Source organism: Kribbella sp. NBC_00889, from assembly GCF_045207705.1.
Taxonomy (GTDB): domain Bacteria; phylum Actinomycetota; class Actinomycetes; order Propionibacteriales; family Kribbellaceae; genus Kribbella.
Genome location: NZ_CP108783.1, coordinates 7,082,046 through 7,101,568 on the forward strand (window position 1 = coordinate 7,082,046; position 19,523 = coordinate 7,101,568).

A 19,523-nucleotide genomic window follows, 5' to 3' on the forward strand; every position below is an offset into this window, starting at 1 on the left:
CATCTCTACCAGATTGCGACCAGATCGCGACCGCTTCAGAACCCCGCACGTGCGAGACGCCCCGAAGGCTGCCGGGTAGTCGACTCGAGTGAGCGCTACTTGCATGGATGGGGTCCACGAGATGCTCACAGCGGGCCGGCTCGGGCTGTGGTGGTGAGGGTGGGGTGGGCGAAGGGTGGGAGGTGGAGTTGGAGGGTGACGGTGATGGTTACGGCGGTGGGGGTGGGGTGGCAGGACGTGAGGTGGACTTTGTGGAGGGTCGCTATTCGGTCGGCGATCTCGCAGGGGGCAGCACCGGCCGGAGCCGGCGTTGTGTCGTTGTCGCCAATCGGCGGGGTGGCTGCGGATCGGGTGGTGGCGGTGAGCGCCTGGGCGGCGCTCAGGGCAGTGAGGTCGGCTGCGGCTGAGAGTTTGTGGCGGGCCGTGGAGATCGACGACCAGAGGGTGGCGACGGTCAGGGCTGTGAGGAGGAGCAGCGCAGCCAGAAGGGAGAGGACGGTGGCGGAGCCTCGCTCGTTGGGCGACATGGGGTGACGGCAGGCGCGGTTCGTCATGGGATGGCTGCCTCGGATTGGAGGGTGGCTTCGGCTGATAGTTCGGTGGGGACGAGGTGGGTGAGGAGTGGGGGTTTGTGGCGTGGGGCTGCGGTGACGGTGACGTGGATGTCTTTGCCGGTGCGGGTGATCGTGATCGTGGCGCCGGGGGCAGTACGTCGGCCGATCGCCTGCGCCTGGTCGAAGGGGTCGCCTCGGGCGGCTGCGCGGGCAGTGTCCCGGGCTGCGTCGATGCATTGGATGTTGAGGATGACGAGGCCGATGGCCCAGATGCCCAGGAGGAGCAGGGTGAGAAGGACCGGTAGAGCGATCGCGAGTTCGGCGGTGATCGCGCCGCGTGGTGTTCTGCGAGATGGCATCCAATACTCCTTCGATGGGTGGCGGTGGCCGGTCGCGGTGAAGGGGTGACCGCGACCGGCCACCGGATGGTCGAGCCTTCAGGTCAGAGCTGGACGCCCTCGACGCCGGCGAGCTTGAGCGCGTAGTTGATCAGAGCTTTGAGGGCGTTCATCATCACGTCGGACTTCAGCAGCGCGACGAGGATGCCGCCGAACCCGCAGGCCGCGACGACACTGACCGCGTACTCGGCGGTTGCGGCGCCGCGTTCGGAGCGGGTGCGGAGACGGTGGCGAACGGCCACCAGTGCCTTGGACATGTGATACCTCCCGGGTCTGCGATTCGGCTCGTCCGGATCGCTCACTGACAACATGCAGTCGTCGAATGCCCTTTTTTCACAGGAGTTTCAGGCTGTGGATGACGCTTAGGGCTGGAGCAGGTAGGGGATCAACGCGTCGGCGATCGTGGGGACGATCGACAGCAGGATGAAGGCCGGTAGGAAACAGAGTCCGAGCGGCAGGGCGGAGCGTGACTCGGCGGCACGGGCTTGTTGGTCCGCGGCGTGCTGATGGGACTGACGAGTGTCGTCGGCCAGATGTTCGAGAGTCTTCGACAGGGGTGCGCCGGAGCGGATCGAGCGGTCGATGGCTCGGGCGACGGGGGCGCAAGCTGGCTCGGTCCGTAGATGCGCCCAGGCATCGGCTGGATCTGCGCCTAGCGCCAGGTGGTGGGCCACTTTGGTGAAGAGCTCGGCGAGAGGGCCGCGGACGGCGGTGGCGACGACACCGAGTGCCTGTTGAGGTGGGCGGCCGGCGCGGAGGCAGGCGGCTAGTAGGTCGACGGCGAGTGGTAGGTCGCGGCCGATCTGCGCTGCTCGTTGTTTGGATTCGGCTGGTTCGAGGCGGGACAAGGCCCGAGGTACGCCGTAGTACGCGAGCGCTGCAAGTAGTACGCCCCATGGGAGGCCGATCAGGACGATGGCGCCGATCGCGGCGACGATGGCAGCAAGCCGGTGAGTGCGTGGGGTTGGGCCGCGGGGACGCCGGGAGCGCGGGGTCAGGCGGCGAAGATTCGAGCGGGCTGGGACGAGGAGGTAGGCCGCGAGGGCGCCGGCAACTGCAGCTATCGCAGGCCCCGAGGACAGGGCGGTCGTCATGTTGGGACCTTTGCTAGGTGGGTGGTCCAGTTGAGGCCGAGGGTGGTGAGGGCTAGGCCTCCGGCTAGGCAGACCCAGCCTGCGGGTGTGGCGGTGAGGAAGGTCAGGGGTCTCGCGCCGAGTGAGTAACCCAAGGCGATTCCGAACACAGGAAGGGCGGCCAGGATGCGGGCGGTCGAGTGTGCGCCGGCGAGGCTGGCCGCGGTCTGCCGGTGGATGGTCTCGTCGGCGCGGAGCGAGTCCGAGAGTCGCTCGGTGAGTGAGGCGAAGGCCGCGCCGGATTCCTCGGCCACGCGCCAGGCGGCGGCCAGGGCGCGGAGGCCTCCGGCGCCCGGAGCTTCGGCGGCTAGCTCGAGTGCGCCGGGGACGTCGCCGCCGAGTCGGGCTGCGGCGTGGGCGATCTGGAAGTCGGGGCTGATGGTTGTTGCACCCTCGAGCGCGTCGATGGTTGGGCGTCCCGCGGTCAGTTCGGCGGCCAGTACGTCGAGTGCCTCGATGATCTGCGCACGACGGGCAGCCGTGGCGACCCGACGTTTGTGCTGTGCGCGTTGTGCGACGACGAGTGCGGCGACTACGCCGATTGCGATCACCGATACGAGGATCTGCGCTCCGAGGACGAGAGCGATCGTGACGGCGATGGGACCGGCCAGCCAGCGGCGGGTGAGGGCATCGGAACGGCTGGGGAGTCGTGCGGTCAGGCGATGCAGGCCGCGGCCCCGGATCGGCAGAACCAGCACCACCACAACGAACGCCAGGGCACCTGCCATGAAGGCGGGGTTCATGCTGCACCCACGGGGACCGTGGTGGAGCGAGGCGTCGCCGGGTTCATGCTGCGCCGGCTAGCAGGTTGGTGAAGTGATGGGCTGGTGGGAGGACGTTGATGGTGCCGGTGGGGAGGAACTCGACGGCTGGGCGGGTGACAACGTGGCCGTTGGGGAGGCGGTCGAAGGTTCGGATCTCGGCAATGCGGCGTACCCCGTCCGTTCCTCGGGTCAGGTGGATGACGGCGTGCAGGGCCGACGCGACCTGGCTGTGTACGGCGTCCCGGGTCAGGCCGGCCAAGGCACCGAGCGCTTCCAGACGCGCGGGAACGTCGGACGCGGAGTTGGCGTGGATCGTGCCGCATCCGCCTTCGTGGCCAGTGTTCAAGGCAGTGAGCAGGTCCACCACTTCGGAGCCTCGGACCTCTCCGACGACCAAGCGGTCGGGCCGCATCCGCAGAGCTTGCCGCACCAGGTCGCGCAGTGAGATCTCGCCACTGCCCTCGACGTTCGGTGGACGAGCCTCCAAGCGCACGACATGTGGATGATCCGGGCGCAGTTCGCTCGCGTCCTCGACCAGCACCAATCGCTCCGACGGATTCACCAACGACAACAGGGAGTTGAGCAGTGTCGTCTTCCCCGTCCCGGTGCCGCCGCTGATGAGGAACGCCACCCGGGCTTCGAGCAGATCCCGCAGGATCGCCGTACCGGCTGGAGGTAGGGCGCCGGCGGTGACCAGGTCGTCGAGGGTGAAGACGTGGCGGGCTGGGACGCGGAGCGAGAGGCACGTGCCTGGAGCTGCAACCGGCGAGAGCACAGCGTGGAAGCGAGTGCCGTCGGCGAGGCGTACGTCGACGTACGGCGTGGCGTCGTCGAGTCGGCGTCCTGCGGCAGCCGCCAGGCGGGTCGCGAGGCGGCGGACGGCGGGCTCGTCGCCGGTTCGCACCAGGACGCGCTCGAGGCCGGAGCCGCGATCGATGTACACCTCGTCGGGGCCGTTCACGAGGATGTCGGTGATGCCTGGCTCGGACAGCAGGGTGTCGAGTGGACCGGCTCCCAACGCGTCGCGGCGGAGCGCCTCGACGACGGCGAGGACCATCGAATCGCCGCAGACCCTGCCATCCGCGCGGAGCGCGGCCGCCACCTGGGAGGGAGTCGGCTCTGCACCCGTGATCGCCAGGCTGCCACGGACCCGGTCGAGAACCTCTCGGGACACGTTCATGCCGCGGCCGCCTCGAGGAGACCGAAGAGGTCGAGGAGCGCGGTGGCCGCGCGGGCCAGCGGACCTCGGGGCCGAGGGTCGAAGCGGCCCTGGTCCATGGCTGCCGCGAGATCACGCTCCCGGCCGAGATTCGTTGCCAATGGCAAAGACAGGTGCGAGGCGACATCAGTGGCAGCGAGACCATTCACTCGTGATTCGCGGGTGACGACGCGAAGGTCACCGGCCACGGCCCGTAGCGGACCCACCAGGCGCTTGGCCGCAGCGACGGACCGGACGTCGCGGGGCACGACCAGCACCGTGGCGGCGGCACGGATGAAGCCCTCCTCAACTGCCGGATCCGCACGTCGCGGCAGATCGACCACGACCAGATCGCTGCTGCGCTGCGCGGCACCCAACACCGAACTCATTGTCTCCGGCGGCAGCACCGTGACATCGGATTGGTCCCAGGACAGCACCGCCAGACCGTCGACGGTCGGCAACGCAGAACGCAGGGCAGCCGCACTGATCCGGCCCGACGCGTTGAGCAGCTTCGGCCAACGGTCGCCGTCGTCACGCTCGATGCCCAGGGCAAGCTCGATCCCGCCGCCGAGCGGATCGCCGTCGATCAACATGGTGCGGAACCCACGCCGATTCCCGAAGACCGCGACCGCCGACGCGAGCGTTGTCGCACCCGCCCCACCACACCCGCCGACGAAAGCGAGCGTGAGCGCCGTCCGCACGCCACCGTCCAGGGTGTCCGCGAGCTTGCCGGCGAGCGCGGGCTCCTCGGCCGGTAGGCGAAACACGGCATCCGCACCGATGTCGAAGGCGCACCGGTACAGCTCGTCGCCGTCCAGCGCCGAACCCACGACAACAACACCCGGTCGATGATCCGGCTGTCTGGTCGCCAGCAACTCGGCCAGGTCCCGACCGACGACGACCAGCGGGCAGGAGTGCCAGCTGCGCCGCAGCCCATGCAGCTCGTGCTCGACCAGCGGCGTGATCGACGCGGCCGCCGCCAGCCGGAGCAGGTCGTCGAGGAGCACCTCGTTGGTAGTTGCCATGAGCACCGATGTGGGAATCGCAGTTGTGTCCATGCCTAGAACATGCCGTTCCCGGACCCGCTCCGGACAACCAACCGGATCCCTGTGGACAAAGGCTTGTCGGCTTCCCGCCAGCAGCGGGAATCCGCCACGGCGAGACAGCGACCAACGCGTCGCGACCGGTTACCGTTCCTTTCGAAGCGTCTTTAACTAAATTTCACCGGACCGCTTCCGTCCCAGCTCCGGAGGACCTGCCCATGAGTCGATTACGCGTGCTCGCCGCCACGGCCACTGTCGCCGCCACTGCCCTGATCGCTGCCGCCGGCGTCTCCCTGGCGAGCGCCGAAGCACCCCGCGCCACAGCCGCGCCGCTCGCCCCCGCAGCTACCAGCGGCGGCGTGAAGACGGCGTACTTCACCCAGTGGGGTATCTACGCCAACGCGTTCTACCCGAAGAACCTGGTCACCACCGGCGTCGCCGGCAAGTTGGACTTCCTGAACTACGCGTTCGCCAACGTCCACCCGACCGACCACACCTGCTTCATGGCCAACAAGGCCGCCTCGCAGGACGAGAACAACCCGAACGCCGGCGATGGTGCCGGGGACGCGTTCGCCGACTACGGCAAGTCGTACGGCGCGGACATCAGCGTTGACGGCGTCGGCGACGTCTGGAACCAGCCGATCCAGGGCAACTTCAACCAACTGAAGAAGCTCAAGACGCAGTTCCCCAACCTGAAGATCCTGATCTCCATCGGCGGCTGGACGTACTCGAAGCACTTCTCCGATGCGGCCTCCACCGACGCCAAGCGCAAGGCGTTCGTCAGCTCCTGCGTGAACATGTTCCTCAAGGGCGACCTGCCGGTGATCGACGGCTTCGGCGGTCCCGGTACGGCGGCCGGCATCTTCGACGGCATCGACATCGACTGGGAGTACCCGGGCTCGCCGAACGGCCACGTCGGCAACCACTTCAGTGCCGCCGACAAACAGAACTTCACCCTGCTGCTGGCCGAGCTGCGCGCACAGCTTGATGCCTACGGCGACCAGACCGGCAAGCGTTACTACCTGACCGCCGCCACTCCGGCCGGGCAGGACAAGATCGCCACGATCGAGACGAACAAGATCGGGCAGTACCTCGACTACAACAACGTGATGTCGTACGACATGCACGGCGGCTGGGAGGCCACCGGGCCGACGAACTTCCAGGACCCGCTCTACCAGGCGCCGGACGACCCGAGCAACCCGATCCCACCGGGCTCGAGCAAGTACTCCGTGGACGGTGCCGTGAAGGCGTGGACCACCGGCGACCCGGCGTACGGCATCCCCGGCGGGTTCCCGGCGAACAAGCTGACGATCGGATATCCCTTCTACTACAGGGGATGGAAGGGTGTTCCGAGCACAGCCAACGGCAAGTACCAGACCGCTACCGCACCGGCCGACGGACACGCGCTGAGCGGCAACGTGCCGGGCGTCTCGTTCTACAAGGAGCTCACCGGCTTCGTCGACGACCCCTCGGCCACGTACTTCGACGACGCCACCAAGTCGTCGTGGTTCTACCGCAACGGGACCTTCTGGACCGGCGACAACGCCCAGTCGATCAAGGCCAAGGCGGACTATCAGCACTGCAACGGTCTGGCCGGCGCGATGATGTACTCCCTCGAGGCACTCGACCCGAACGTCACGCTCTTCAACAACGTGATCAACGCGGTCAACGCAGACACCCCCGGCTGCAGCGGCCCGCCCACGACACCGCCAACCACGCCGCCCACCACCCCACCGACGACACCTCCCACCACTCCACCCACCACTCCACCGACCACCCCTCCCACCACACCGCCGACGACGCCGCCCACGGCAACCCCGTGGGCGCCGAACACGACGTACGCGACCGGTGCGCTGGTGACCTACAACGGCGTCACCTACAAGTGCATCCAGGGCCACACCTCCCTGACCGGCTGGGAGCCGCCGAACGTCCCCGCACTCTGGGGCCGGGTCTGATCACGTACCGCCCACTGATCGGAGCATCATGAAACGCATCACTCTGGCGATAGCAGTCATCACCGCAGTGGTCATCGCACTGCTGACAGCACAGGCGGCGAACGCCGCAGGAGTCACCGCAGCCTTCACCAAGGTGTCCGACTGGGGCAGCGGGTTCGAAGGCAAGGTGGCCGTCACCAACGGCACCACCAGTTCACTGAGCACCTGGTCGGTCGCACTCGACTTCCCGTCCGGCTACACGATCTCGAGCTCGTGGGACGCGACCAGGAGCAGCAGCGGCCAGACGCACACCTTCACCCCGCCCAGCTGGGCCGGACCGCTCGCCCCGGGCGCGACGGTCACCTTCGGCTTCAACGGCAGCCCGGGCAACTTCCCCGGTCTGGCCGCCTGCCGGCTGAACGGTGGCTCCTGCAGTGGCGGCGGTGGCGGCACCGCCCCCGGTGCACCGACCGGCCTCTCCGGTGCGGCGACCTCCTCGTCGGTCAGCCTGACGTGGTCGGCGCCCAGCGGTGCAACCAGCTACAGCGTCTACCGCAACGGCACGAAGGTCGGCAGCCCGACCGGTACGTCGTACACGGACTCCGGTCTGGCGGCCAACACGACGTACAGCTATCAGGTCAGCGCTTCCAACAGTGCGGGCGAGGGTCCGAAGAGCACGGCGATCTCCGTGCAAACCTCCACCGGCGGCGGCAACACCGGCACCCGCCGAGCCGCGCCGTACCTCTACATGGGCTGGGGCGACCCACCCAACCCAGCGACCGTGATGAATGCCACCGGCATCAAGTGGTTCACGATGGCCTTCATCCTCTCGTCCGGCGGCTGCAACCCAGCCTGGGACGGCAACCGGCCGCTGCAAGGCGGCGCCGACGCGAACGCGATCGCGCAGATCCGGGCCGCCGGTGGCGACATCGTGCCGTCGATCGGCGGCTGGAGCGGCAACAAGCTCGGCCCGAACTGCAGCACCCCGGAGGCATTGGCCGGCGCGTACCAGCAGGTCATCAGCGCCTACAACCTGAAGGCGATCGACATCGACATCGAGAACTCCGACGAGTTCGAGAACGAGGCCGTCCAGGACCGGATCCTGACCGCGCTGAAGATCGTCAAGCAGAACAACCCCGGGATCCAGACGATCCTGACCTTCGGCACCTCGACCACCGGCCCGAACTACTACGGCAACCGGCTGATCGAGCGGTCCGCGGCGCTCGGCGCGAACATCGACATCTTCACGCTGATGCCGTTCGACTTCGGCAGCGCCAACATCTACAACGACACGGTGGCCGCGTCACAGGGCCTGAACAACAAGCTGAAGGCGACCTTCGGCTGGAGCACCGCCGACGCCTACGCCCACCAGGGCATCTCCGGCATGAACGGCCTGTCCGACCAGCAGGAGATGACCACCACGGCGACCTGGCAGAACATCACCAACTGGGCCAAGAGCAACGGGCTCGGCCGGCTGGCGTTCTGGTCGGTGAACCGTGACCGCGGCTGCGCCGGCGGCGGCGTGGTCTCGAACTGCAGCGGCATCGCACAGCCCGACTGGGAGTTCACCCGGATCACCGCGGGCTTCTGACCGGCAGCGGTACGGCGGCGTACGGGGCAGGCACCTCGTACGCCGCTCAGCCGGACTTGAGCGCCTTGACGATGAGGGCGTTGCGGGCGTTCTGGCCGCGCGGGATCGAGGGGTGCAGGCCGTCACGCAGGTACAGCTGCAGACGCTCGGGCTTCGCGGCCAGATGCTCGGCCCACTGGATGATACGGAGGTTGTCGTGCCGGCGCTGTGCCTCGGCCAGCTGCAGGTTGATCCAGGCGCTGTTGCGCTGGTCGGCGACCTGGATGGCCGGACCGTACAGCGTGCGGGCCGCCTGGATGTTCACCCAGAAGACCGTGCGGTCCTCGCCGACGATCTGCATCGTCCGCTCGATCTGCGCGGCCACCGCGGGCGGCGTGAAGATGTCGTTGGAGCCGGCCGACATCAGGATGCGGTGCGGCAGGCCGTAGTCCTGGGCCCAGGTGTTCAGCGCATCGACGGCCGGAGTGACCGGGCGGCCGGCCCAGTTGTTGGCCGCGATGTTGATGCCGACCAGCGTCAGCTGCTTCGCCAGCGACCGAGCGTCCTGGAGGGCGATGCTGTCACCGAACATGAAGACGCCGTCGGTCTCCTGCGCCCTGCGGACCTGCGCCTCGGTGGAGATCGCGTATGCCTGCCGCTCCCATGTGCCCAGCACTCCCGAGCCGTAGACACCGGTCGCGCTGGCCTCGGCGCTCGTGGCAGTCGCCGTCGCGGCCGATGCGACAGTCGACGCCGCGGCCGCCGTACTCGCTGCGAACAGCAGCCGCCGACTCGGCCTGAACGAACTGAGACGCTTCCTCACGGAGAAACTGTGCGGGGGAAAGCCCTCTCTCTGCAAGTCGACACCGCAGAAATGGGACGGACGCTACCAAAGTCAGGTGGACGTCGCGGGCCGGGAACGGACGAACGTACGGAACCGCTCGGCGGCCGGTGTGAGCTGTGTCCGCAGCCGCCACGCCATACCGATCTCCCGCCGGGCCTGAACACCGGCCAGTGGCACCGACACGGCACCGCTGTCGCTGCCACGGACCGCACCGGCCGGCAGGACGGCCACTCCGAGGCCTGCACCGACCAGACCGTCGATGGTCGCCAGGTCGGTCGCCTCGAAGGCCAACTGCGGCGTGAACCCGGCCGCCCGGCACAGCTCCTCGCTGATCCTCCGGAAGCCGAACCCCGGTCGCAGCCCGATGAACGGCTCGTCGGCCGCCGCCGCCAGCTCCACGCGGCGCCGCGACGCGAACGGGTGCCCGGGCGGGACCTGCAGGCACAGCCGCTGCTGCTCCATCAGGTGCCAGCCGAACACCTCCGGGTCTGGTCGTGGCGCGATGATGCCGATCTCGGCCTCACCGCTGACGAGGTCCTGGACGATGTCGTGGGACGGCTCCTGCCGCAGCGCGAACCGGACGCTCGGCGCCACCTCACGGAACGCCTTCAGCAGGTCCGGCACCAGGCTGGTCGCGACCGAGTGCAGGAACCCGAGGCGGACCATCCCCGACTCCGGATCGATCAGTGCGTCGATCCGCCGCCGGGCCGAGTCGACCGCCGCCGTACCGGCCTGGGCTGCCTCGAGGACGAGCCGGCCGTACGGGTTCAGCCGCACGCCCCGATGCTCGCGCTCGAAGAGCTGGACCCCGAACGCACTCTCGACGCGCCGCAACGACCGGGACAGATTCGGCTGGCTGGTGCCCAGTGCCGCGGCCGCCTCGGTCAGATGCTCGGTCTCCGCGAGTACGGCGAACCACCGCAGGTCCTCGATGTTCATACCAAAAGCGTATCGGTAGCTGTTGGGATCGACATTTTACGTATGACACAAGCTGTGCGACCGTCGAAGACATGCACGTCGCCCCGCAGCTGACCGAACCCGGCTACCGTCCCGGAGACCACGAGTACCGCAAACTCTCGATCGCACTCTTCGCAGCCGGCCTGGCGACGTTCGCACTGCTCTACAGCACCCAGCCGCTGCTGCCCGAACTGGTCGACGCGTTCCACGTCTCCCCCAGCCAGAGCGCCTTCACCGTGTCTCTCGCCACTCTCGGACTCGGGATCGCTCTGCTCATCGCAGGCCCGGCCTCCGAGGTGGTCGGGCGTACCACTCTGATGCGCTGGTCGGTCGCAGCCACCTCCGGCTTCGCCGTACTCACCGCAGTCGCACCGACCTGGCACACCCTGCTCGCCCTGCGCGGTCTCCAAGGTGTCGCCATGGCCGGGCTGCCCGCCGTCGCGATGGCCTACCTCAGAGAAGAAGTGCACTCCTCAAGTCACGCCCGCGCCAGCGGCCTCTACATCGCGGGTACGGCGGTAGGCGGCATGACGGGTCGCCTGATCGCAGGAGGCCTCGACGACCTCGGCGGCTGGCGGGTCGCGACCGCCGGCATCGCCCTGGTCGGCGTCCTGTGTGCTGCGCTGGTCTGGCTCCTGCTGCCGTCGTCACAGAACTTCCACCCAAGCCCGGCAAGTCCACGACAGCTCCTGAAACAGACCGGTCGAGTACTGCGTGATCCGGCGCTGCTGGCCCTCTACGGGATTGCGGCTACCGCGGTGGGCGCGTTCGTCGCCGTGTACAACGGTGCCGTCTTCCGGCTGTCCGAAGCGCCGTACCTCCTGAGCTCGGGGATGGCTGGGCTGGTCTTCTGCGTCTATCTGCTCGGTTCGGTCGGCTCGGCGACGGCAGGATCGCTTGCAGACCGGTACGGGCGTCGCGTCGTCGTACCGGTCGGCTGCTTGATCACGCTGGCCGGAGTCGCGATCACTCTGGCCGCGCCGCTCCCACTCATCATCCTGGGGCTCGCAGTGATGACCGCAGGCTTCTTCGCGGTCCACGGTGTCGCCGGTGGATGGGTCGCAGTCCGGGCACACGCCGGTGGCGGCGGCACCGGACAGGCAGCCAGCCTGTACCTCTTCTCCTTCTACCTGGGCTCGTCCGTCTTCGGCGGTCTCGCAGGTACGGCGTGGAGCAGCGCGGGCTGGAGTGGAGTCGCGCTGGAGGCCGGGGCACTGTTCCTGGTGGCACTGGTGCTGTCGATCGTCCTCAAGGGCCTTCCGAGCAAGGTGCCAAACTAGCCAGGTGACCAAAGCGACCGATGCAGCCGATCAGCTGGGCCTCAGCTACGAGGTGACCCGGCACGGACGAGTCAACTCGCTGGAGGAGGCCGCGGCCGCACGCGGCATCGAGCCGGCCCGGCTGATCAAGACGATCGTGGTGCGGCTGGCAGACGACGACTACCGGTTCGTGCTGGTCCCCGGCGACCGGGAGATCGCCTGGCCCAAGCTCCGGGCGCTGCTCGGCGTCAACCGCATCTCGATGCCGGACAAGGACACCGCGTTCGACGTGACCGGCTACGTCCGCGGCACCATCACCCCGCTCGGCAGCACCCATGCCTGGCCGGTGATCGCCGACGAGCGGATCACCGGCACCATCTCCATCGGCGGCGGCGACCACGGCGTGGGTATGACGGTGAACGCCGAGGACCTGGCCAAGGTCCTCAACGCCACCGTCGCCGATGTGACCGACTAGACAAGCCGATGTGACCGACTAGGCAAGTAGCCCACGCTGGCCCGCCCGGAGGCCGGCCTGGAAACGGGTAGTGGCGTCCAGCGACTTGAGGATCCGCTGCATGCGGCGCTCCACTGTCCGCTGCGCCACACCGAGCCGCCGGGCAATGGCCTGGTCTGTCAGTCCGGCCGCTGCGAGCGACAGCAACTGCTGATCCTCGAAGCTGAGCGGACCCTCCGCGGCAGAGGGAGCCAAGGGACTCGCCTGCTTCCACAGCAGCTCGAACAACCGCAGCAGCCCGTCCAGCAGACTCGAAGGCCCGAGCTCGACCACCACATCCGGACTCGTCGGTAGCAGCCCAGTACGGCGGTCCACCACGACCAGCTTCAGCGGTACGTCGCGCAAGATCCGGCAACCCGCAGAGCGGGCAGCCACCAGATCAGTCGGCTCCGACAGCGACGCCATGTCGTAGATCGTCCGGTACGACACACCATGCGCCCGCCGTGGCTCGATCGGAACCACCGCGTACGGCGGCCGATCCAGCACCAGTACTTCGTCCTGCGCGCACTGCTGCGCCTGGTAGAACCGCTGAGCGATCGCCTCCGCTCCGCGGACCACCGTGAACGCGTCATGCCGCGCCCGGAACTCCGCGGTCAGCACCGAGGCACCCACGCGGGCCTCGACGATCGCGGCCTGCTTCCGGAGCGCCAGCAACTCGACCGCGGCCTCCGGCACGGCCGGGACGTAGCGCGCAGGACGCCCCGGCGTGCGGGAGGCCAGGCCGAGTGACAGCAGGGACCGCAGATGCCGGCCGACGCGGGTGGCCGCCCAGCCGGTGTCGTGGGACAGATCGATGGTGGTGCACTCCGGCCGGGCCAGAAGCGCCCGGTAGAGCTGCTCGTCCTCCGAGCAGACCCCGAGCGCCTCCAGCACCGGAGCGGGTCGGTAGCTGTGCATGACCGCGCGTCAGGGCAGTGAATGGACGTGGGATCCGACCTGGTTGGCGAACGCGTTGCCGTTCAGCGCGTCCCAGTTGGTCGACCAGGTCATCGCTCCACGCAGCGCCGGCCACGTGGTGCTGGGCTTGAAGTTGCCGCAGCTAGTGCCCTTGGTCAGGCAGTCCAGTGCGTTGTTGACGATCGTCGGCGAGACGTACCCACTGCCGGCCGCACGGGACGACGCCGGCAGGCCGAGGCCGACCTGATCGGGCCGGAGTCCGCCCTGCAGCATGATGCAGGCCTGCGCGGTGATGAAGTCGACCGTGCCCTGCGAGTACACCTGACCGTCGCAGCCGTTCATCGAGCCGGAGTTGTAGTACTGCACGTTGACCACGGTCAGGATGTCCTTGGTCGCCAGCGCCAGCTTGAAGTACTCGAACGACGTACTCTGCATGTCGATCGTCTGCGGTGCCATCGCGATCACCAGACCGCTGCCGAACTGGCTCTGCAGGCTGCGCAGCGCTTGGCCCATGTACTGCGCGTTGACGCCGTTCTCCAGGTCGATGTCGATCCCGTCGAACCCGTACTCCTGCAGGACGGCGAGCGCACTGCCGGCGAAGTTGTTCGCGGCAGTAGAGTCGCCGACCGAGATGGTGCCGTTCTGGCCACCGACGGACAGGATGACCTTCTTCCCGGCAGCCTTCTTCGCGGCGATGTCCGCCTTGAACTGAGCGACGGTGTAGCCACCGAGCCCGGCGGAGTCCAGGTTGAAGGTGATGGCACCCGGCCGGGAGGCGTCCGCGTCGGCGAACGCCACCGCGATCAGGTCGTACGCCGCCGGTACGTCGGAGATGCGCTGCACCGTCGCACCGTTGTTGAAGTTCTGCCAGTACCCGGTGAGGATGTGCTTCGGCAGACTGCCGGCCGGTGGGTTCGTCGGACCGCTGGACGTCGTGCCGGAGACGGTGGCGCCGTACGGTGAGCAGTTGCCGCTCGGGTCACACGCCCGCACCTTGAAGCTGTACGTCGTACTCGGGCTCAGACCGGTCGCGGTCCAGTTGGTCACGGCGCCGACGTTCTGTGCGGCCGACGTCCTCGTACCACGTCGTAGTGGTCGATGCCGTTCGCGTCCGACGCGGCGGACCAGTTGAGCTGCAGGGAACTCGAGGTCGGGCTGCCGACCGTGAGTCCACCGGGAGTCGACGGCGTGGTGTCCGCGGTGCCACCGGGGCCGTCCAGTACGACGTCGTCAGCCTGGTACGCCGGGAGGCCGTACCAACCATGCAGATAGATCGTCACGGACGTGGCTGAGTCGCCGGTGGTGAAGGGAACGGTCAGCTGGCTCCACGTACTGCTGATGGTCCAGGTGCTGGGTCCACCGTCGACGCCCAGATAGACGTTCGATCCCTTCACCCAAGCGGACAAGGTGTACGCCGTATTGGGCTGTACCGGTATCGATTGGGAGCAACGGGCGATGTTGGATCCGCTCGGGGTGGCCTGGAGCGCGTAGCTACCGGTGCGGGCCGATCCGGAGACCGTGCCGGCCGGGCAGGACCACCCGGAGGTGGTGCCGGTTTCGAAGGATCCGTTGGTGACGAGGTTGGTGGCGGCCGTCCCGGTCAAGGGGACCAGGACTAGGCCCGCGAGGGCGAGGAGCAGCGTGAGCAGGACGGGAATGATCGCGGCCTGGGGGCGGTGTGCAGGCGGGTTCATGACTTACAAACTGTGACTGCGTAACTACATTGTCAAGACCCTGCATAAAGTGAACGCGCTCTCACGCTGCCAGAAAGTGAAGAAGGTACAGATTCTTGACATCACCGTTGCGGAAATCCGCCGGTAGAAAGGCGACGGCCCCCGGCGGGGGGGTGACCGGGGGCCGTCTTCGGCCACGGGCTCGGGGGGAGGAGCCGGGGGCCGATCAGGAGGCGACAGTCTGCCACTGTCAGGGGGTATATTCCCCCCAAGATCGGATCTCACACATCTCGATTCGGTTGCGACCGAGCACGTGTGGACCGAGCGCCCAGGAGTGCCGATCAGGCCTCCCAAGCCAGTGTCACTGTCACACTGATCAATAGTCTAACGGGAGACCGGCCGACGCAAAAGCCCGGGCCCCTCGGCGTTTCTCTCCGATGCCTATGCTCGACCTCATGGAGCCCCTCGGGACCGCCCGGTCCGCCGCCTTCTTCGATCTGGACAAGACCATAATCGCCCGTTCGAGCACGCTCGCGTTCTCGCGGCCCTTCTATGCCGGCGGGCTGATCAACCGGCGGACGGTCCTGCGCAGCGCCTACGCTCAGTTCGTCTACCTGCTCGGCGGCGCGGACCACGACCAGATGGAGCGGATGCGGGAATACATCTCCGCGATGTGCACCGGGTGGGACGTCCGGACGGTGCAGGCGATCGTCGCCGACACCCTCCACCACATCGTCACGCCGATGATCCACGACGAGGCGGTGGAGCTGATCGAGGCCCATCACGCGGCCGGCCGGGACGTGGTGATCGTGTCGTCGTCGGGTGTCGAGGTGGTCGAGCCGATCGGCGCGATGCTCGGCGCGGACAAGGTGATCGCCACCCGGATGGTAGTTGCCAATGGCAAGTACACCGGCGAGATCGCGGAGTACGCCTACGGCCCGAACAAGGCGACCGCGATCCAGGCGCTGGCCGTGGCCGAGGGCTACGACCTCGAGAACTCCTTCGCCTATTCGGATTCCATCACCGACGAGCCGATGCTGGCCACGGTCGGTCACCCGCACGCGGTCAACCCGGACAAGGCGTTGCGGCGGCTCGCTGCCGAGCGTGACTGGCCGGTCCTCGACTTCAAGGTGCCCGTCGGTCTGGCCGAACGGTCACGTTTGCGTGAGGCACGACGTCCGGCGATGGCGGCCGGCCTGGTCGCCGGACTGGCGGCCGGGGCGTTCCTGCTGGCCTCCCGCCGGCGGTCCCGGCCGGCCTCGGACGGCCCGGGCGGCGGTCCGGAAAGCTGAAGGTTCCTTCATTGTTCTCAACTGCATGAAGACCGGGCTTCCCCTTCACAGGAAGGGTTTTCAGGAGTACAAAGGAATCACAAAGGACCTTCGGGTCCGGTAGAGATTGCACGGCAGCCAGGCACCCACGCGGCGACCAGCCCATCCCAACCGGGCAGCGCGACCCAGGCCTAGTCCTGTGGCGGCAAACAGGTGCACGCATGGTAACCAGGATGGCGTGCCAGCGACGGCGTTCTCATCAGAGAGCGCCGTTCGCACGTTACCGGGACCGGACCAGCGGGGACCGTTCGGCACCGAGTGTCAGGACTTCGCAGGTCCGCAATAACCAGTCACGAACCCCGGTCAATCCTTGCGCTGCGTAGTCATCGAGGCCCGATCCATACGATCCGGCCAACTCGTAGTGACCAAGCTCCGGCACCGTGACCCCGACCGGGTCGATGCCCCGGGCAACCAACAGGCAGCGTTCGGCGGCCCGGGCGACGAGTCCGTTCGCGGTGGGGAACGGGCGCAGCACGGCCAGTTCCGCATGCACGATGCCCGCGACGACCAGGCCGGGCGCCTTGGTCGGGCGGGTCAGGTTCTGTGCCAGAGCGCTCAGCCGCTCCCACATCTCGTCCGCGGGCGGCGCCGGCGGCAGGCCCGGGATGTCGTCGGGCAGTGGCTCGCGGGTGGTTCGCAGATGGCCCAGCTGCTCGTCCGGTCCGAGGTCCGCGGCCGCCAACTGGTGCAGTCTGGTCCAGACCTGCACCGGCGCGGCGTCCACCCGTGGCGCGAGCGCCATCAACTCGCCGGTCATCCGCACCGCCCCGGTGGCCAGTCCGTCGGCGGCGCCACGGCGTACCTCGTCGAGCGTCGCCGGGCTGCCGGCCAGCGCAGCGGACGCGTGGGCGCCACGCAGCAGGGCCTCGGCGGTCATGTCCGAGCCGACCTTGCGCAGACCGCGGTCCCGCAGCAGCACGTCGACCGCGTCCCGGGCCGCCCGCGCCGCCGACCCGACCCCCTCCAGCCCAGCCAGTGGCTCGAAAACATCTGCACTCATGACAGCACCCTAGGGCGTCGCTGGTGGTCCCACGCCTACTGCGCGGCACTCGGCACGGCATCTCGGCGCACTGGAGCAAAGACCATGATGGATCCGCATCGCGGCCTTCACTCCAGCACGCCGAGCTACCGCGCCGAGCACCTGCTCGCGACGGCGTGGGACCACCAGCGACACCCTAGGATGACGTGGCATGGCGCTCGGCACCGTCCCCAAGTTCAGCATCGTGGTCCCCTGCCATGCCTCCCGGGCGTGGCTGCGACCGTGCCTGGACTCGGTGCTGGGCCAGTCGTTCACCGACTTCGAGATCATCGGGGTGGACGACGCCGATCGGGACGGCTCCGGCCGGATCCTGGCGGAGTACGCCGCCGCCGATCCGCGGGTGCGGGCGCTGCACCTGGACGAGAACGTCGGTTTGGGCCTGGCCCGGAACGCCGGGCTGAAGGAGTGCCGCGGCGAGTACGTGCTGTTCCTGGACGCTGACGACCTGTACCTGCCCGGCTCACTCGAGGCGATCGCCGGCCGGATCGATGACACCAACCGGCCGGACATCGTGCTGTTCGACTACGAGCGGATCTTCTGGGACGGCCGGGTGGTCGGCAACCGGCGGCACGACGCGTTCGCCCGCGAGGGCGCCGGGGTGTTCACCGCGGCCGAGCGGCCGATCTTCCTCACCTTCCTCGAGGTGGTCTGGAACAAGGCCTGCCGGCGCGACTTCCTCAGCCGGCACGGGTTCGCGTTCACGGACGGCTTCTACGAGGACGCGCCGTGGACCTACTCGACGATGCTGACCGCCGAGCGGATCGCCACCCTGGACCGGGTCGTCGTGCACTACCGGCAGCACCGGACCGGCGGCAACATCCACGCCACCGGCGGCCGCAGGCAGTGGGACATCTTCCGCCAGTACGACCGGGTGCACGCGTTCATCCAGTCCGACCCGGAGCTGGCCGGCTGGCGGCGGTTCGCCTTCGACCGGTCGCTGGACCACGTCCTCGCCGTACTGGCCAAGCCGGAGCGGATCGATCCGGACGACCGGGCCGACTTCTTCCACGCCGCGCATGCGTTCGCGAAGCGGTGGAAGCCCGAGGGGTACACCTCCGACCGCACCGGACGAGGCTTCAAACGCTGGCTGCTGATCCACGACGACTACGCGACGTACTCCACGCTCAAGCTGAGCGCGAAGGTGCTGCAGGTGTCGAGCCCGCGCAAGACCGTCGGCAAGCTGCTGCACCGGGCCAAGCTGGACCCGAACCTGGCCGCCTACACCGCCTACTGGTTCAAGCAGTACGCCTGCAACCCGCGGGCGATCTACGAGAAGGCGGCCGAGTTGGCGCCGCATCTGCGCGGTGTCTGGGTCGTCGACTCCGACCACGTGGGCGCCGTCCCGGAGGGTGTCGAGTACGTCGTCGCGGGCTCACCGGCGTACGGCAAGCTGCTGGACCGGGCGACGTACTTCATCAGCAACATGAACTGGCCGAAGGAGCTGGAGAAGCGGGACGGGCAGATCCACCTGCAGACCCAGCACGGTACGCCGCTGAAGACGATGGGCACCGACCTGCGGCACTTCCCGCAGGCGGCGAAGGACCTCGACCTCGACGAGCTGATGCGCCAGGTCGACCGCTGGGACTTCAACCTGTCCTCGAACCGGTACTCGTCGGAGATCTGGGAGCGGACCTACCCGGCGTACTTCGAGGAGCTCGAGTACGGCTACCCGCGGAACGACCGTCTGCTCACCACGAGCGTCGACGAGGTCCGCGCGATCCGGGCGTCGTTCGGCTTCGACGACTCGCACCTCGTCGTGCTCTACGCGCCGACATTCCGCGACGGCATCGACTCGATCCGGACACCGACCGGTGTGGTCGACCTGGGTGGCACCGGCGTCCACCTCGACCTGGACCGGCTCGCCGGAGCAGTCGGCGAGCACGGCCGGGTGCTGGTGCGGACGCACTACTCGTTGTCGACGACGCCGGAGGTCCACTCCGGCAAGGTGGTCGATGCGTCCCGGCACCCGCGGGTCGAGGACCTGATGCTGGCCGCCGACGTCCTCGTCTCGGACTACTCCTCCATCACCTTCGACTACGCGAATCTGGACCGCCCGGTCGTCCTGCTGGCCGAGGATCAGCGTTTCTACAACCGCCGGCGCGGCACCTACTTCGACATCACCGAGTTCCCGCCCGGGCTGGTCGCACGGTCACCGGAGGAGCTGCTGACGATCCTGCAGACCGGCGCATTCGCGGCGGCCGAGGCCTCCAAGCACCGGCAGCTGTTCCGGGAGAAGTTCTGCGAGTACGACGACGGCCGGGCGGCGGAGCGAGTCGTACGCCGGGTCTTCCTCGGCGAGACCGACGTACCGGCGATCGTGCCGCTGAACGACCGCTCTCCGGCAGCCTCGCCGCACGTTCATGCATAATGGCTGACATGTCGATCAGCCTGAAGTCTGTGAGCGCCCTGCGCCCC

Annotated in this window: 19 protein-coding genes; 6 read left to right on the plus strand and 13 right to left on the minus strand. The window is 68.2% G+C overall.

Features of this window, described 5'->3' with window-relative positions:
• Positions 1 to 125: 125 nt before the first annotated feature.
• The 7 genes from OG817_RS34635 to ssd all read right to left on the minus strand — a co-directional run bounded on the left by OG817_RS34635 (position 126) and on the right by ssd (position 5,105).
• The gene (locus OG817_RS34635) at positions 126 to 527 is read right to left on the minus strand and encodes a flp pilus-assembly TadE/G-like family protein (RefSeq protein WP_406049007.1); all 402 of its coding nucleotides are present in this window, start codon (positions 525 to 527) and stop codon (positions 126 to 128) included.
• Positions 528 to 550: 23 nt separating this feature from the next.
• Positions 551 to 913 carry a TadE family type IV pilus minor pilin gene (locus OG817_RS34640; protein WP_406049008.1) on the minus strand — a complete coding sequence of 121 codons (363 nt, stop codon included), beginning with the start codon at positions 911 to 913 and terminating at the stop codon, positions 551 to 553.
• Between the two features lie 83 nt (positions 914 to 996).
• Positions 997 to 1,209, minus strand: coding sequence for a DUF4244 domain-containing protein (locus OG817_RS34645; protein WP_131361499.1), 213 nt, complete (start codon positions 1,207 to 1,209; stop codon positions 997 to 999).
• Positions 1,210 to 1,314: 105 nt separating this feature from the next.
• The gene (locus OG817_RS34650; RefSeq protein ID WP_406049009.1) at positions 1,315 to 2,046 is read right to left on the minus strand and encodes a type II secretion system F family protein; all 732 of its coding nucleotides are present in this window, start codon (positions 2,044 to 2,046) and stop codon (positions 1,315 to 1,317) included.
• The gene (locus tag OG817_RS34655; protein ID WP_406049010.1) at positions 2,043 to 2,828 is read right to left on the minus strand and encodes a type II secretion system F family protein; all 786 of its coding nucleotides are present in this window, start codon (positions 2,826 to 2,828) and stop codon (positions 2,043 to 2,045) included. Before OG817_RS34655 ends, OG817_RS34650 begins: the two co-directional genes overlap by 4 nt.
• A 43-nt stretch (positions 2,829 to 2,871) precedes the next feature.
• A complete protein-coding gene (locus tag OG817_RS34660; RefSeq protein ID WP_406049012.1) occupies positions 2,872 to 4,029 on the minus strand; it encodes a TadA family conjugal transfer-associated ATPase in 1,158 nt (385 codons plus the stop codon).
• A complete protein-coding gene (gene ssd / locus OG817_RS34665; RefSeq protein WP_406049014.1) occupies positions 4,026 to 5,105 on the minus strand; it encodes a septum site-determining protein Ssd in 1,080 nt (359 codons plus the stop codon). The genes OG817_RS34660 and ssd overlap by 4 nt, the downstream gene beginning before the upstream one ends.
• 203 nt (positions 5,106 to 5,308) lie before the next feature.
• On the opposite strand from ssd, the gene OG817_RS34670 reads away from it, so the two are divergent.
• Both OG817_RS34670 and OG817_RS34675 read left to right on the plus strand, forming a co-directional pair.
• Positions 5,309 to 7,045 (plus strand): glycosyl hydrolase family 18 protein, encoded by a 1,737-nt coding sequence (locus OG817_RS34670; RefSeq protein WP_406049016.1) that lies wholly within the window; start codon positions 5,309 to 5,311, stop codon positions 7,043 to 7,045.
• A gap of 28 nt (positions 7,046 to 7,073) precedes the next feature.
• On the plus strand, positions 7,074 to 8,615 hold the full coding sequence (locus OG817_RS34675; protein WP_406049018.1) for a cellulose binding domain-containing protein: 1,542 nt from the start codon (positions 7,074 to 7,076) through the stop codon (positions 8,613 to 8,615).
• Positions 8,616 to 8,661: 46 nt separating this feature from the next.
• On the opposite strand, the gene OG817_RS34680 is transcribed toward OG817_RS34675, so the two are convergent.
• Both OG817_RS34680 and OG817_RS34685 read right to left on the minus strand, forming a co-directional pair.
• Entirely contained in the window at positions 8,662 to 9,417 is a 756-nt protein-coding gene (locus OG817_RS34680) for a hypothetical protein (RefSeq protein ID WP_406049020.1), read from the minus strand.
• A 72-nt stretch (positions 9,418 to 9,489) separates the two neighbouring features.
• A complete protein-coding gene (locus tag OG817_RS34685; protein WP_406049021.1) occupies positions 9,490 to 10,377 on the minus strand; it encodes a LysR family transcriptional regulator in 888 nt (295 codons plus the stop codon).
• A gap of 71 nt (positions 10,378 to 10,448) precedes the next feature.
• Between OG817_RS34685 and OG817_RS34690 the strand changes: the two genes are divergently transcribed.
• Both OG817_RS34690 and OG817_RS34695 read left to right on the plus strand, forming a co-directional pair.
• Complete coding sequence (locus OG817_RS34690) at positions 10,449 to 11,675, plus strand: MFS transporter (RefSeq protein ID WP_406049022.1); 1,227 nt, start codon at positions 10,449 to 10,451, stop codon at positions 11,673 to 11,675.
• A 4-nt stretch (positions 11,676 to 11,679) separates the two neighbouring features.
• Entirely contained in the window at positions 11,680 to 12,129 is a 450-nt protein-coding gene (locus OG817_RS34695) for an aminoacyl-tRNA deacylase (protein WP_406049024.1), read from the plus strand.
• Between the two features lie 18 nt (positions 12,130 to 12,147).
• Here OG817_RS34695 and OG817_RS34700 read toward each other — a convergent pair whose 3' ends face one another.
• Genes OG817_RS34700 through OG817_RS34710 form a run of 3 tightly spaced genes read right to left on the minus strand, consistent with a single transcriptional unit; the run spans position 12,148 to position 14,759 of the window.
• A complete protein-coding gene (locus OG817_RS34700) occupies positions 12,148 to 13,065 on the minus strand; it encodes a helix-turn-helix domain-containing protein (RefSeq protein ID WP_406049026.1) in 918 nt (305 codons plus the stop codon).
• A gap of 9 nt (positions 13,066 to 13,074) precedes the next feature.
• Positions 13,075 to 14,112: a chitinase gene (locus tag OG817_RS34705; RefSeq protein WP_406049028.1), complete on the minus strand. Its 1,038-nt coding sequence runs from the start codon at positions 14,110 to 14,112 to the stop codon at positions 13,075 to 13,077.
• Complete coding sequence (locus tag OG817_RS34710) at positions 14,109 to 14,759, minus strand: carbohydrate binding domain-containing protein (protein ID WP_406049029.1); 651 nt, start codon at positions 14,757 to 14,759, stop codon at positions 14,109 to 14,111. The genes OG817_RS34705 and OG817_RS34710 overlap by 4 nt, the downstream gene beginning before the upstream one ends.
• 422 nt (positions 14,760 to 15,181) lie before the next feature.
• Here OG817_RS34710 and OG817_RS34715 point away from each other — a divergent pair, with 422 nt between their 5' ends.
• Positions 15,182 to 16,030 (plus strand): HAD family hydrolase, encoded by an 849-nt coding sequence (locus OG817_RS34715; RefSeq protein WP_406049031.1) that lies wholly within the window; start codon positions 15,182 to 15,184, stop codon positions 16,028 to 16,030.
• 259 nt (positions 16,031 to 16,289) lie between these two features.
• On the opposite strand, the gene OG817_RS34720 is transcribed toward OG817_RS34715, so the two are convergent.
• Positions 16,290 to 17,069 carry a cell filamentation protein Fic gene (locus OG817_RS34720; protein WP_406049032.1) on the minus strand — a complete coding sequence of 260 codons (780 nt, stop codon included), beginning with the start codon at positions 17,067 to 17,069 and terminating at the stop codon, positions 16,290 to 16,292.
• Positions 17,070 to 17,259: 190 nt separating this feature from the next.
• Here OG817_RS34720 and OG817_RS34725 point away from each other — a divergent pair, with 190 nt between their 5' ends.
• Complete coding sequence (locus OG817_RS34725) at positions 17,260 to 19,476, plus strand: CDP-glycerol glycerophosphotransferase family protein (protein WP_406049033.1); 2,217 nt, start codon at positions 17,260 to 17,262, stop codon at positions 19,474 to 19,476.
• The last annotated feature ends 47 nt before the right edge of the window (positions 19,477 to 19,523 follow it).